General features: G+C 70.5%; 10 protein-coding genes and 1 pseudogene. 5 read left to right on the forward strand and 6 right to left on the reverse strand.

From position 1 onward, the window contains the following. The first annotated feature begins 231 nt into the window (after positions 1–231). Entirely contained in the window at positions 232–1,350 is a 1,119-nt protein-coding gene (locus ACFWIA_RS01130; RefSeq protein WP_386999079.1) for a P1 family peptidase, read from the forward strand. Positions 1,351–1,387: 37 nt separating this feature from the next. Here the strand turns inward: ACFWIA_RS01130 and ACFWIA_RS01135 are convergent, their stop codons facing one another. Continuing rightward, the gene (locus ACFWIA_RS01135; protein WP_386999081.1) at positions 1,388–1,573 is read right to left on the reverse strand and encodes a hypothetical protein; all 186 of its coding nucleotides are present in this window, start codon (positions 1,571–1,573) and stop codon (positions 1,388–1,390) included. 738 nt (positions 1,574–2,311) lie between these two features. Between ACFWIA_RS01135 and ACFWIA_RS01140 the strand changes: the two genes are divergently transcribed. After that, on the forward strand, positions 2,312–3,073 hold the full coding sequence (locus tag ACFWIA_RS01140) for a DUF6227 family protein (protein ID WP_386999083.1): 762 nt from the start codon (positions 2,312–2,314) through the stop codon (positions 3,071–3,073). Between the two features lie 221 nt (positions 3,074–3,294). On the opposite strand, the gene ACFWIA_RS01145 is transcribed toward ACFWIA_RS01140, so the two are convergent. Beyond that, positions 3,295–3,717, reverse strand: coding sequence for a hypothetical protein (locus ACFWIA_RS01145; RefSeq protein WP_386999085.1), 423 nt, complete (start codon positions 3,715–3,717; stop codon positions 3,295–3,297). A 619-nt stretch (positions 3,718–4,336) separates the two neighbouring features. Further along, positions 4,337–5,842: an MFS transporter gene (locus tag ACFWIA_RS01150; protein ID WP_386999088.1), complete on the reverse strand. Its 1,506-nt coding sequence runs from the start codon at positions 5,840–5,842 to the stop codon at positions 4,337–4,339. 300 nt (positions 5,843–6,142) lie between these two features. Between ACFWIA_RS01150 and ACFWIA_RS01155 the strand changes: the two genes are divergently transcribed. Continuing rightward, complete coding sequence (locus ACFWIA_RS01155) at positions 6,143–7,126, forward strand: helix-turn-helix transcriptional regulator (protein WP_386999090.1); 984 nt, start codon at positions 6,143–6,145, stop codon at positions 7,124–7,126. A gap of 517 nt (positions 7,127–7,643) precedes the next feature. Here ACFWIA_RS01155 and ACFWIA_RS01160 read toward each other — a convergent pair. Next, the gene (locus ACFWIA_RS01160) at positions 7,644–8,654 is read right to left on the reverse strand and encodes an RNA polymerase sigma factor RpoD/SigA (RefSeq protein WP_386999092.1); all 1,011 of its coding nucleotides are present in this window, start codon (positions 8,652–8,654) and stop codon (positions 7,644–7,646) included. 695 nt (positions 8,655–9,349) lie between these two features. Here ACFWIA_RS01160 and ACFWIA_RS01165 point away from each other — a divergent pair. Beyond that, a pseudogene (locus ACFWIA_RS01165) lies at positions 9,350–10,524 on the forward strand (questin oxidase family protein). 21 nt (positions 10,525–10,545) lie between these two features. On the opposite strand, the gene ACFWIA_RS01170 reads toward ACFWIA_RS01165, so the two are convergent. Then, positions 10,546–11,364 (reverse strand): dioxygenase, encoded by an 819-nt coding sequence (locus ACFWIA_RS01170; protein WP_386999094.1) that lies wholly within the window; start codon positions 11,362–11,364, stop codon positions 10,546–10,548. 404 nt (positions 11,365–11,768) lie between these two features. Here ACFWIA_RS01170 and ACFWIA_RS01175 point away from each other — a divergent pair, with 404 nt between their 5' ends. Beyond that, on the forward strand, positions 11,769–12,239 hold the full coding sequence (locus tag ACFWIA_RS01175; RefSeq protein WP_386999192.1) for a MarR family winged helix-turn-helix transcriptional regulator: 471 nt from the start codon (positions 11,769–11,771) through the stop codon (positions 12,237–12,239). Positions 12,240–12,514: 275 nt separating this feature from the next. Here ACFWIA_RS01175 and ACFWIA_RS01180 read toward each other — a convergent pair whose 3' ends face one another. Beyond that, entirely contained in the window at positions 12,515–14,068 is a 1,554-nt protein-coding gene (locus ACFWIA_RS01180) for an MFS transporter (RefSeq protein ID WP_386999096.1), read from the reverse strand. Between the last annotated feature and the right edge of the window lie 78 nt (positions 14,069–14,146).

A 14,146-nucleotide genomic window follows, 5' to 3' on the forward strand; every position in this document is an offset into this window, starting at 1 on the left:
GACCCGCAGCCGGCGAACGGACGGAGAAGGCGGCACCCGAAGCACCGACGGACCCCACTGCGTGTTGCGGCGAGTCGTCGATGGTCTTGCTGCTGGTCCAACTGTGGACGGCGCTGTTCAAGGCAGCCGGCCCGTACTTGCTCCGCGGTCTGCGCGGTCTGCGCGGACACCGCCCCACGACCCGGTGGTCACCTCGACGTACGTGGCTACGACACGTGGTACGCAGGGGCCATGACGGAGCAGACTGCGGACAACGCCCAGGAGCCGACTGACCTGCCCGCCCTGGTGGACGCGCTCACCGATGTGGCCGGACTGCGGGTCGGCCACGCGACCTTGGTCGGGGGCGGCTACCTGACGGGGACCACGGTCGTACTCGCGCCGGAAGGCGGGGTCACGGCCGCCGTCGACGTGCGCGGAGGCGGACCCGGCACCAAGGAGACTGATGCGCTCGACCCTCGCAATGTCGTGCAGCGCATCGATGCGGTGGTGCTGACCGGCGGCAGCGCGTACGGACTGGACGCGGCGACCGGCGTGATGGGCTGGCTGGAGGACCAGGGCCGAGGCGTCAGAGTCGGCTCGGACCCATCACACGTCGTACCGGTCGTTCCCGCGGCGTGCGTCTTCGACCTGGGGCGCGGTGGTGACTTCCGGGCGCGGCCGGATGCGTCGACCGGTAGGGCGGCAGTGGAAGCAGCAGCAGCCAGCGCTCTCCGTGCGCCGTTTCCCGTGGGTGGGGTGGGTGCCGGCACCGGAAGTGTCGTGGGTCGTCTCAAGGGCGGAGTGGGTACGGCCAGCACGCGCTTGGCCTCGGGGGTGGTCGTGGCCGCGCTGGTGGTGGCGAACGCAGCCGGGTCCGCATGGGACGCACGGACGGGTGTGCTGTACGGGGAGTACTTCGAGGGCAAGGTGACCTATCCCGATCGGGTGCTACTCGATCGGGCCGAACGGCTGCTCGAAGACGCCGCCCGGAGGAATGCGGAGTCCGCGGGACACGCGGCCTCGGCGCGGCTGGCCGCGCCTCCCCTGAACACCACGCTGGCCGTCGTGGCGACAGACGCCGACCTGACGAGGGCCCAGGCCCAGAAGCTCGCCGGTACGGCACATGACGGGATCGCTCGGGCCGTCCGTCCGGTCCACCTATTGAACGACGGTGACACCGTGTTCGCTCTCGCGTCGGGTGAGCGAACACTCTCGCCGTACGACCCCTTGTCGCTGAACGACGTGCTCGCCGCCGGGGCTGACATGGTGACGCGCGCGATCGTTCGCGCCGTGCGGGCAGCCGAGTCGACGACCGGAACGGGAGGCGTCTTTCCCTCCTACACGGAGTTGACGGAGTTGCACGACGGCTGATCTCAGCGGTCACATGCCCGGCCGCCACGCGTGACCTTCACCCTCGGGTGCTCACGGGGTCCACGGCGGACGTGAAGGCACAGACGATGAAGGTGGAACGGAACGGGAAGGTCATGCAGACGTTCCCGTTCTCGGTCGGCAGCAGCCCGGAGACCCCGGCGCACAACAGGAAGATGGCGGTCTCCGCGATGCTGCAGCAGTCGAGGTTGAACGGTGCCACCATCGGCCTCGCGGGGGGGGTACGACATCCCGGACGTACCGCATGCCATGCGTCTTTCGCAGGCAGGAACGTTCATTCACGGCAACTACTGGTACCCGCGCAGGAACCCGCCGTTCAGGAGGACGGGGACCAGCCACGGATGTGCGGGTCTGCGAGATGCGCAGGGGGCGAGCAGCGACACGCCGAGGAGGCGCTTCTACGACGGTTCCACAGTGGGGGACGTCGTAGTGGTGAAGGACTCTCGCGATACGACGATCGCACCTCACAACGGCCTCAACGGGTGGAACATGCCCTGGAATGCTTGGCTGGCCGGCAGCGCCGTATAACCTGGGTTCGACCTTCGGCCTTCGCTCCTCCCGTTGAGTCACCCCGGGATCGACCTGCCGTCGGACAGGGGCGGCTTCAAGTCATCCGCAGCCGCCGTCAACCTCCCGCTGGCCTCGTCGTACCTCGGGGCGTCTCGTCGGTCGCCGCTCCCGTCGGCCAGTTGTCGCCGGAAGCGGATGTCTCGTACCCGCCGCTGCATCAGACGTGTTGGTGCATACGGGTATTGGCGATCGCACCTCGTGGGAATGAGTGATCCTTGGATACGGGATTGTCATGTGAAGGTCGGGGTGTTGCGCGTCGCGCGGGAACTTCCTGCGCGGCTCGGACGTTTTCCCGGTTCCTGGACATGACGTCCCATGGAGGGGCTACGGTATGCACCCACGAAGTGACTAGCAGCTAACACGGGGAGGTGCCTTGAGCGGTCCGCATGCGTCGGCGCACGAGCCACCCGAGTCGTCCGAGTCTCCTGAGGAGCACCTCGCTCGACTCCTCGGGCGTGCCCTCAACTCCTTCGAGCTGCCGGACGAGACCATAAGCCGCCTCGACTGCGCGCTCGCGCATGACAGTTCGCTGCACTCCGCGCACCACAGCAGGGGGCTGCACCGCGAGACGTACCGTCACACGTGGCTGCTCGCTGACGGCAGTGCGCTCACCTTGTGGGAGCTGGTGCACAACACGGGCCCCGGTGGGCGCGGGCAGTTGCTGCACGAGCTGTACACGGAAGAAGAAGACGTGCGGACCGCCACGACCCGGTTGCCCCTCCCGGCGGAGACCCCGGACTTCGAGTTGCCCGTAGTGATCCATTTGGCGCCCGCACCCCGGCCCCGTCACGACTACGCGCCGGATGACTCCGCGGACCACGCACGCCGTTTACTGCGTCGAGCCGAGAACACGGACGGACCGGACGCGGACATGGCCCTGCTCCTACAGAACGCCTGCGCGCATCAGATCACGCAGGCGTTCGGGCGGCCGTTGCCCAGCGTCGAGGGGGTGACTGCGTTCTCGTTCTCGTTGTACGAGCACGCGTTCCTCCTGAGCGACGGGTGCGAGGTCAGCCTCTGGGAGGTCGAGCACACGGCGACGCCCGACGGCCGTCACATGTGCGAGGTCTACGAGAGCGAGGACGCTGCCCGTGAGGCCGTGGAGCGGCGCGCTTCACGGGCTCCCGGAGCCTAGAGCCGCGAAGCCTCCTCGCCCTCCCGTCCAGCAGTGCGACTCAGCAGTCGGGTGGGCGGTTCCGTCTGCCCGTTCCCCGCGCTGCCCCGCTACCACAGCACCCCCGCGCCTCGACCTCTTCGGCGTTCTCGTCATTCTGGTCGTTTCCGCGAACCGGAACTCGCCGGTGCAGGACGGTCCACGGTAAGCCCGCTGTGGTGCGCCCGCGGACCTGGCGGGGTTCAGGACTGGTGCGGAGGATCGTCGTGGCCCCACTGCCGAACCAGTGCGTCGAACGTGGCGCGCTCCGTCGGTGTGAGGGTGACGGAGTCGGTGATCGGCGTGTGCTGGCGCGGCAGGGCGCGCAGCGTTGCCCGACCAGCCCTGACGGTGCGGTGGTGGTGGGTGCGGGGGCGGCGTGCGCGGTGCACGAACGGGCTGGTCACGTTCGGCTGGGCGGGTGCCGCGGGCACGTCGAGCGCATCGCCAGGGACGTCGGGTCGCGACTGGAACGGACCCGCATCGGGAGTGCCGGGCCGTGGAGCGGACGGGCCCGGGCGGGGTTCCCTGCGCAGGAGCCGTATCAGAATCACCGTCCACAGGACGGCGGCCAGCGCGAGGGCGGCGGCGCCCAGTTGCTGGAGGGTCGACATGTGCTCAGGCATGTCGACAGTAGACCTCAGGCGATGGGGTCTACAACAGGGGTCTAAGGGGATTAAGCGGCGCATGGCGCCCCATGTCCGGTTCATGTGATGGCCTGTGACGGTGTGCCACCTCGGAGGCCGGGCCATCGCCGAGCGAGCGGACCGGTGGGGTTGACGGGCGGGGCGCGAGTGGACGAATCGCTTGGCGAACGCACTCGGGAGCCGGGGAGGAGCGCCCCAGCATGCCGGCAATCCGGAAGTCATTGGAGTAGCAGTCACCGTCCCGTCGGAGTTATCCACAGGCCCCAGCAGGATGTGGTGGACCCGGCTACCGTTTACGGCAGAAGGTCACGGCCCCGCCACACGGGTTCTCCGTAGAGCCTTCGCGCAGCACTTCACGGGGGAGAGCAGCATGAGGAACAGGATCAGCGTTCCCGTTACCGACCGAATGTTCGGATGGTCACTCGCCGTTCGCTCAGGGCTGCGTGCTCTGCGGGGGCTGGTCATCGGGCGCAGGCAGAGCGCAGCACGAGGTGGTGCCACACCTGGTGAACGCGACGGGGCCGCCCGGTGGACACGGAGTCCGCGTCCACCGGGCGGCCCTCTCGGACGGAACCCTCGCCCAGGCCCGCCCGAGCGATCAGTGCGTGAGGACCTTGCGGCTCTGCGCGTCCTCCTGGACGGTCCCGGCCGAGCCGCCCGGTGCCGTTGCCGGTGCCCCGGCGGCCGGGTCGACGGGCACTTCGTCCGCTGCGGACCCCGACTCAAGCCCGGTGCCGGGCTTGCGCGGCAGCAGGAACATCAACCCGAAGATCACCAGCAGGACGACAACGACGTAGCCGAGCGCGTTCTCGAAGCCGTTCGCGAACTCCTCGCCCAGCGCCGTCCGCGGCACGCGCTCGTTGACGACGCCGAAGAACACGACGGAGACGAGGCCCAGGCCGAGGGCGTTGCCCATCTGCTGAACGGTGTTGATCAGCCCCGACGCCGATCCGGCGTGCTCACGCGGCACTTCGGACAGGATCGCATCCGTCAGCGGCGCGACGATCAGCCCCATGCCGATGCCCATGAAGACGAGCGGCAGCACCATCTGCCAGGCGGTGATGTCCGCGCCGAAGTGGTCGGCCTCCCAGATGTAGAGCAGCACGCCCGCCGCCATGGTCAGGGCACCGGCCTGAAGCACCTTCCGTCCGAAGCGCGGGACGAGCATCTGGACCGAGACGCCCGCGGCGACGGAGACCGCGATGGAGAACGGGACTCCGGTGAGTCCGGCGCGCAGGGGGCTCCACCCGAGGCCGATCTGCATGTAGAGGGTCCAGACCAGGAAGAAGATGCCGAGGCCGATCCCGAAGACGGTCTGCACGGCGATTCCCGCGGCGAAGCTCTTCACCCGGAACAGCGACAGTTCGATCAGCGGCGAGCCGTCCTGGCGCGCCTTGCGCCGCTCGTACGCGACAAGTGCCACGAAGACGGCGAACGCCCCCACCATCGACGCGTACCCCCACATCGGCCAGCCGAGTTCCCTTCCGTGCGTCAGCGGGTAGAGCAGCATCAGCAGGCCGCCGGTGACCAGGGCGACGCCGACGAGGTCGAGCTTGAGGGCCTGGGGGGCCTTCGACTCGGTGATGAACTTGCGTCCGAGGACCAGCCCGAGGACGCCCACGGGCAGGTTGATCAGGAAGATCGGCCGCCACTCCAGGCCGAAGAGGTTCCACTGGGTGAGCAGTGCGCCCAGCAACGGACCGGAGACCGCGCCGAGTCCGACCACCGCACCGAACAGCCCGAAGACCTTTCCGCGCTCGTGGGCGGGGAACGTCGCATGGACGATCGACAGCACCTGCGGCACCATCAGCGCGGCCGTCGCACCCTGGAGGATGCGGGAGGCGACCAGCATGTCCGGGTTGACGGCGAGCCCGCAGAGCGCGGACGCGACGGTGAAGCCCGCTATGCCGATGAGGAAGACCCGTTTGCGGCCGTGGATGTCGCCGAGGCGACCGCCCGTGATGAGTCCGGCCGCGAAGGCGAGCGCGTATCCCGCGGTGATCCACTGGATGTGGCTGAAGCTGGCGCCCTCGTCCCGCTGGATCGCGGGGATGGCGATGTTGACGATCGTCACGTCAACGAGGTCCATGAACGCCGCGGTCATGACGATCGCCAGGGCGAACCAGCGCCGCCGGTCCGGCGTGCCGCTGCCGGATGCGGGATCAGCGCTCCCCGATCCCTCGCGGGTGCCCGTGGCGCCCGCACCGGGCGGGGCGGACCCAACGGTGTCGGTGGCGGGGCTGGTCCCTCCTCCGAGCGGGTGCGCGCCGGCAAGGGGTCCACTCTCGGTAACGGGCGCCGGCGCGGGCACCGTTGACGAAGGAGATGTCGGTGAGGTCATGCCGCCCAAGCTAGAGGTGCATTAGGTCAGCTCGTGGCCTCTTTCGGCGGCATTCTGTGGGGCATGACGACAACAGACACTTCGGCGCGGCTCCTCCAACTCCTGTCGTTGCTCCAGACACCTCGTGAGTGGCCCGGCGGGGAGCTGTCCCAGCGGCTTGGGGTCTCCCGCCGCACGGTGCGTCGGGACATCGATCGGCTGCGCGAACTGGGCTATCCCGTGCAGGCGGCACGCGGAGCGGACGGCGGGTACCGGTTGGTGGCGGGGAAGGCGCTGCCGCCGCTGGTCCTGGACGACGAGGAGGCGGTGGCCATCGCGGTGGGTCTGCGGGCCGGCGCGGGCCACGCGGTGGAGGGGATCGAGGAAGCGTCGGTGAGGGCGCTGGCGAAGCTGGAGCAGGTGCTGCCGGGTCGGCTACGGCACCGGGTGAGTGTGCTCCAGTCGGCGACGGTTCCCCTGACCAGCGGGGACGGCGCCACCATCGCCACGGAGACGTTGACGGTGATGGCATCGGCGATCGCGGGCCATGAGCGTCTGAGGTTCGCCTACCGCTCGGTGGACGGCACCGAGTCCCGTCGCCTCACGGAACCGCACCGCCTGGTGTCCACGGGACGCCGCTGGTACCTGGTGGCGTTCGATGTGGAGCGGAGCGACTGGCGGACCTTCCGGGTGGACCGGGTGGCCGGTGAACCCTTGGCGACGGGTGCCCGTTTCACCCCGAGGGAACTGCCCCAGGGCAGTGCGGCCGAGTTCCTGCGGGACCGGATCAGGGGGCAGTGGAAGACCTATGCGTTCTCCGTGAGGTTCGCTGCGCCGGTGGAGGAGGTGATGGGTCGGCTGCCGAGTCTGTTCGGCACCCCGGAGCCAGCGGACGACGGGACGTGCGTGCTGCACGGAACCACGGGGGACGCACCGGAGTGGCTGGCGTGCCGGCTGGCGTGGGTGGGGTGCGCGTTCGAGGTCGACGGCCCGCCGGAGCTGGTGACGATGGTGCGGGAGCTGGGCGAGAGGTTGACGCGGGCCGGGCGGGCCGGGCTGCCCGAGTAGGACGGCGGCTGGGCCGAGAGGGTGGGCCGGTCAGTGAGCGGAGGCGGTGCCGGGCAGGTCCAAGGCACGGGCCGGGGCAAGGGGGAGCCCCGGCGCCGGGGGGGGTGGGCGCCGGGGCTCGTCTAGGGGGTGGCGGGAGCGTCATGGACGCGTCCCGGCCGTGGGAGGCGGACGGTCACCTGCCCAGTGGTCGCGAACGTACCTCATGTCCGTGGCTTTCGTGAGCGGCAGACGCGCGATTCATGCCCAAATCGCTGGTCGCTCCGGTTCCCGTACCCCGAAAGGCGGCTCGCATGTCCTCACGGTGCGGGCAGGTCCGTCCGGGAAGGTGGTGCGGCAACCTCTTCCAGTGTGCCACCGGGCCGGGCTCCGTGCTCCCAGCCGGAGGGACCGGATCACCGTCGACACGGGCGGGGCCATCGCCCCTCCGGGCGCGCCCGCTCCCTGTCGACCGACGCTGCCGCGTGACCCGGGGGCCTGCACGGGCGGTGCCCTCGGGAAGCCCGGTCCGGCCCGGTCAGGCAGCGGCGTCGAAGCCCGTGTCCCGGGCGAGCCGCTTCAGTTCGAGGAGGGCGTGCTTCTCGATCTGGCGGATGCGCTCACGAGTGAGGCCGTGTTCCTTGCCGACCTCGGTGAGGGTGCGCTCCCGGCCGTCGTCGATGCCGTACCGCATCTTGATGATGGAGGCGGTGCGCTGGTCGAGGCGGCCGATGAGGTCGTCGAGTTCTTCGCTGCGCAGCAGGGTGAGCACCGACTGTTCCGGGGAGACGGCGGACGTGTCCTCCAGGAGGTCACCGAACTGGGTATCGCCCTCGTCGTCGACGGCCATGTTCAGCGAGACCGGGTCGCGGGCCCAGTCGAGGACGTCCACGACGCGTGCGGGGGTGGAGTCCAGTTCCTCGGCGATCTCCTGCGGCTCGGGGTCCCGGCCCTTCTCGCGGTTGAACTCGCGCTGGACCCGACGGATGCGGCCCAGCTCCTCCACGAGGTGGACGGGCAGCCGGATCGTGCGGGACTGGTCGGCTATCGAGCGGGTGATGGCCTGGCGAATCCACCAGGTCGCGTACGTGGAGAACTTGAAGCCCTTGCGGTAGTCGAACTTCTCCACCGCGCGGACCAGGCCCGCGTTGCCCTCCTGGATCAGGTCGAGGAGGGGCAGACCACTGCGCGGGTACCGGCGGGCAACGGCGACGACCAGACGGAGGTTGGACCGGATGAAGACGTCCTTGGCCCGCTCACCGGCGGCGACCAGAGCTTCCAGCTCCTCCGGGGAGGGGCCGTCCTCCTTCTTCGTGGTGTCGCTGTCGATCTCGCCGTCGATGATCTGCTGGGCGTACACCCCGGCTTCGATCGTCTGCGACAGCTCCACTTCCTTGGCCGCGTCCAGCAGGGGCGTGCGTGCGATCTCGTCGAGGTACATGCCGACCAGGTCGCGATCGGCGATCTCGCCGCCTCCCGCGCGAACACTGCTTGCCGCGTCGGTCCCGCGGGTGGCGGACTGACGACGGGCGACGGCACGGGTTGCCATGCGTGCTCCCTTGCTAGCGAGTGGTTCAGAGGTCCTTACGTGTGCATCTGCTCACCCTGGCGGGTGCCCAGCTTCCGAAGGAAACAACGACTGGAATCCGGACAGAATTCCCATGGCGCTCGTCGATTTCTCTGATCATGCAGTATCCTGCGGCGCCACAAGGGCATGACAGAGCCCGCTTCCCACGGATACGCAGGTCAGGACGGTGACGGGGCGGGCTCACTGTGCCGTCAGGGAATCCTGGGGCGCCTGGTGAGACCTGCCTCACGTTCGTCGGGTCGACCGCGTCCCGGGAGGTGCGGTCCGCTTCCCGACCTCCCGTCCGTCAAGACGAACCGGGTCACGAATTAGTTGCCTCGTCGCCGTTCGACCCACCGATCGGTCGATCGCCACCCCATCAGCGCGCCGCCCCCTCAACGCCACCCGTCGCGCCACCCGTCCCGCCGCACGGCCGGCGCACCCCTCAGCCGCTCTCGACCATGCCACCGCCGCGCCCGGTCACCGCCGCCTCAACGCTCAGACGTCCCGTTTCCCGTCCCCTCGGTGTGCGCAGCCGGGGGCAGTCTTCCACCGCCGGCCCACCCGGCCACTCGTCCGCGCGCACGGACGCGCCGTTGGCCCGTTCGCCCCTCGTGCCCCGGACCTACGACTCCAGCCCGTTACGGTCGACGACCGTCTGTTCTACGGTGCCGGGCATGACCCCACTCCCCCACGGACCCGGCACCCCGGAGAGCACCACGGTCAACGGCACCACCGCGCCCCTCGGCGGCGAACCGCTCGTCGCATCCTCGCCGGACCGCAGCGGCACGCTCGACGAGGCGCTGGAACGGCTGCACGCCTCGGGGCCGGAGCGGTTGGGCTGGCTGAGCAACCACGCGCCCATGGCAGTCGAGGCACTGGTCAGAGGCGGTCAGGCGGAGGTCGTGCACCGATGGTTGGACGCGTACCGCGACAGGTTGGAGGACATGCCCGCCCCGTACGCGCGGGTGACGGGTGACAACTGGTCACAGGCCCTGGGCGACCCCCGCCGGATCACCGACTGGACGGACTTCTTCGTACGGGAGTGCACGGAGCGACCCTGGCGGGCGGTACTCGCCGAGTGGTGGCCGCGGCTGCTTCCCGGCATCGCAGGTGGCGCGACGCACCCCGCGATCCGGGTGGGACACGCCGTCCGCACCCTGCTCGCCGACGAGACCGGCGCACCGCCCACCCCCTCGGCTACCGGACCGCGCGGCACGACGGAACCGCTGAGGGGTCCACGGCTCGCGGAGTTGGCCCACGGGCTCGGCTACTGGGCCGCCCGGCACCAGCCGCTGCCCGCCCTCGCGACGGGCCGAACCGTCGGAACGGCATCGGCCGCACTGGATGCCGTACCGCGGGTCGCCCGACAGGACGGCGGCATCGAGGACCGGCTGGCCCAGCTGACCGCGTTCCCCTCGTGGTCGGCCACCGCCACCACCGACCCGTACGAGGCCCGCGCCGCGCTGACCGAGCTCGTCGCCGCCGCCGTGCACCGGTACGCCACCCACGGACACGGGGCGCCGGTGATGCTGGTGCACGCGGCGACCGCGCCGAACGCCGTGCTGCGGCCCTGCCCGCGCTCCCCCGGGCGTGGTGGCCCGTGTCGCTCGCCACGGCGTGGGCGGCGAGCGCGGCGGTGACCGCCGCCTACAGCCCCGGGTCCGCGGACCCGCACCCCTCAAGGCCGGCATCTGGGGGCGCGGCGACGGCGGCGGAGTTGTTCGCGCGGGCCGCGGCGCACGGCGACGACCACACCATCAAGTTCGTCGACACCGCGGTCGACGTGGGCGATCCGCTCGCCCTGGCCGCGGCGCGACGGGCGATCGACCTCAATGAGCCGGTCTTCTAGCAGGCCCGCGGCCGAGCCGTCTCAACCGAACTGCACCGATCGTTTGGCGAGTCCCATCCAGAAGCCGTCGATCACGCTCCGCTGCGTGTCCAGGTCCCCGGCCGCGTCGGCGGCACCCATCGTGACGAAGAGGGGGGCGAAGTGTTCCGTACGGGGGTGGGCCAGAGCGCCGGCGGGCGACTTGACGGTGAAGTCGAGCAATCCGTCGACGTCACCGGAGTCGAGGGCGCGGTGCCCCCAGTCGTCGAACTCCACGGACCAGCCCGGCACTCCGCCCGCGTGCCGCAGCGCCGCCAGGTTGTGGGTGAAGAAGCCGCTCCCGACGATGAGCACCCCTTCGTCGCGCAGTGGTGCGAGCTTGCGCCCGACGTCCATCAGCTTGCGCGGGTCGAGGGTCGGCAGGGAGATCTGGAGCACCGGGACGTCGGCGTCCGGGTACATCTCGACCAGCGGCACGTAGGCACCGTGGTCGAGACCCCGGTCCGGGATGTCCTGGACCGGCGCTCCAGGGGCGCGCAGCAGTCGGCGTACCGATTCTGCGAGCTCCGGTGCGCCGGGCGCGTCGTAGCGCACGGCGTAGTAGTGCTCGGGGAAGCCCCAGAAGTCGTGGACGAGGGGGGTGCGCTCGACCGCCCCGAGGGCGAGCGGGGCCTCTTCCCAGTGTGCGGAGACCATCAGGATCGCCCGGGGGCGCGGCAGGTCGGCGGACCAGGCGGCGAGCTGTCCGGGCCAGACGGAGTCGTCGGCGAGCGGGGGCGCGCCGTGGCTGAGGTAGAGCGCGGGCATGCGGTGCGTGCTGCGGGGCTCCGGGTGGGCCGGGTGGGCTGTGACGGGGGTCATGGTAACGGCTCCGGGGTGGGCGGGTGGTGAGACGCGTGGGTCCTTAGCGGCTCGACGCCAGGCCAGCGGGATGCTTGGAGTTCCAGGATGCTTGAAGTCTCAAGTTCTTACCTCCGGCCGAGGCTACGCCCATTTTGTTTAACGTTCAAGAAGGAGCTCGTACAGTGGGAAACATGACGACGGCACCCTCACCGCCACCCACTCCGTCCACGCGGTCCGCGCCCATCGCGGCGGTACCCGACCAAGCCCCTACCGCCTCCGCCGCCCCGCCCCGACGACCCGCCCGGCGCGTGCAGCCGGCGGAGCCCATACCGACCGCGCACCCGGCGCACCCCGGGCCCACGTCACGCCCCGGGCGCACCTCGGAGGACGCCGAGCCCGCGCAGCCCGCCGCGCCCCGTTGGCTGAGCAGCGAGGAGCAGCGGGTGTGGCAGGCATACCTGAGCGCGACGACCCTGCTGGACGATCACCTCGACCGGCAGCTCCAGCGTGACGCGGGCATGCCCCACCTGTACTACGGCTTCCTGGTCCAGCTCTCCGAGGCGCCGCGGCGGCGGCTGCGCATGACGGAGATGGCGCGGGCCGCGAAGATCACCCGGTCTCGGCTGTCCCATGCGGTCGCCCGGCTGGAGAAGAGCGGCTGGGTCACCCGGGAGGACTGTCCGTCGGACCGGCGGGGCCAGTTCGCGGTCCTGACCGACCAGGGGTACGAAGTGTTGCGGCGCACCGCGCCGGGCCATGTCGAAGCCGTGCGTCAGGCCCTGTTCGACCGGCTCACGCCCGGTCAGCAACAGTCACTCGGCGAGATCATGGAGATCGTCGCCGAGGGACTCCAGCCGAAGGACGCCGGGGCGGACCTGCCCTGGCTGCGCTGACCCGCGCGCCACGACCACCCGCGCGCAACGGCCCGTACGTTCCCGCACCCGGCCCTGCGCCCGTCCGCACGCCCCGTAGACCTGCCCGTCCCGTACACCTGCGCGCCCCGTACACCTGCGCGCCCCGGGCCTGCACGTGCCGGGCCCGAACGCACGAGGCCCGAACGCACGAGGCCCGAACGCACGAGGCATGCACGCGCGAGGGCCCGGGTGTGGGGACCAAGAGAACCCCAGAAGATGGTTCCGTCCCCGCACCCGGGCCCTTCGTGCCGCACTCAGTGGGCGATGACCGGCACCTTCAGCTCGTCCCCCGCGTCGCCCTTCGCGGAGTCCGCGTCCGGGCCGTCCGCGTCGGGCAGCCCCGCGTTGATCATCGTCAGGGCGATGACCGCGGAGAGGACGAGGATGCCCACGGCGAACCAGATCGCGCTGGTGTAGCCCTCGACCATGGCCCGCAGTTCCACGAGCTTCTGTGCCGACGGGGAGTTCGCCGAGGCCATGTGGTCCTTGACGTAGGCGGTCGTCGCGGACGCGGCGACCGTGTTGAGCAGCGCCGTGCCGACCGCGCCGCCGACCTGCTGCGAGGTGTTGACCATCGCGGAGGCGACGCCGGCGTCCCGGGGCTCGATGCCGTACGTCGACAGCGACATGGCCGGCATGAACGCGGTGCCCATGCCGAGGCCGAGCAGCAGCATCGCGGGCAGCAGCAGGGCCGCGTACGAGGAGTCGATCTCCAACTGGGTGAGCAGCAGCATGCCGACCGCCGCGACCAGGAAGCCGGGGCCCATCAGGGTCCGGGCCGGCACCCGGGTCATCAGTCGCGCACCGATCTGCGTGGAGCCGGTGATCATGCCGACGATCATCGGCAGGAACGCGAAGCCGGTGCTGACCGGGGAGTAGTCCTTGACGATCTGGAGGTAGTAGGTCAGGAACAGGAACAGGCCGAACATCGAGATCACGGCGAGGCCGAGGGACAGGTACACGCCCGCACGGTTGCGCTCGGTCAGCACGCGCAGCGGCAGCAGCGGCGCCTTCACCTTGGACTCGACGACGACGAAGGCGGCGAGCAGCGCCACGGAGGCCACGAACATCACGATGGTGACCGTGTCCGACCAGCCTTCGGATTCGGCGCGAGTGAAGCCGTAGACCAGCGCGACCAGGCCGAGCGTGGACAGCACCACGCCGGGGATGTCGAGCGGGGCCCGGTTGCGGGCGTCGGCGCGTTCCTGGATGACGAGGTAGGCGCCCACCGCGGCGACCGCGGCGAAGGGGATGTTGACGTAGAAGGTCCAGCGCCAGTCGAGGTACTCGGTGAGGACGCCGCCGAGGATCAGGCCCACGGCTCCACCGCCACCGGCGATGGCACCGTAGATGCCGAACGCCTTGGCGCGCTCGCGGCCGTCGGTGAACATCACGGCCAGCAGCGACAGCGCGGCGGGCGCGAGCAGTGCGCCGAAGACGCCCTGGAGTGCGCGGGAGGCGAGCAGCATCGCCTCGTTCTGCGCGGCGCCGCCCAGGGCGGACGCGAGGGCGAATCCGACGAGTCCGGTGATGAACGTGTTCTTGCGGCCCCACAGGTCGGCGATGCGACCGCCGAAGAGCAGGAGGCCGCCGAACGCGAGTGCGTAGGCGGTGATGACCCACTGGCGGTTGCCGTCGGATATGCCCAGGTCCGTCTGGGCGGACGGCAGGGCGATGTTCACGATGGTCGCGTCGAGCACGACCATGAGCTGGGCCAGGGCGATGAAGACCAGGGCTTTCCAGCGCAGCGGATCGGCGGTCGGGCGGCCCGGATCTGTCTCGGGCTGCGACGGGGCGGTTTTTGACATGGAGGTACCCACCTAGGAACTTCGTGCGGAGAGGGCGAGGAGTCGGCGTGTGGAAGGGTGCGGTCAGCGGGCGGCGGA

Origin of the sequence: Streptomyces sp. NPDC127068, from assembly GCF_042724695.1 — a bacterium.
Taxonomy (GTDB): Bacteria; Actinomycetota; Actinomycetes; order Streptomycetales; family Streptomycetaceae; genus Streptomyces.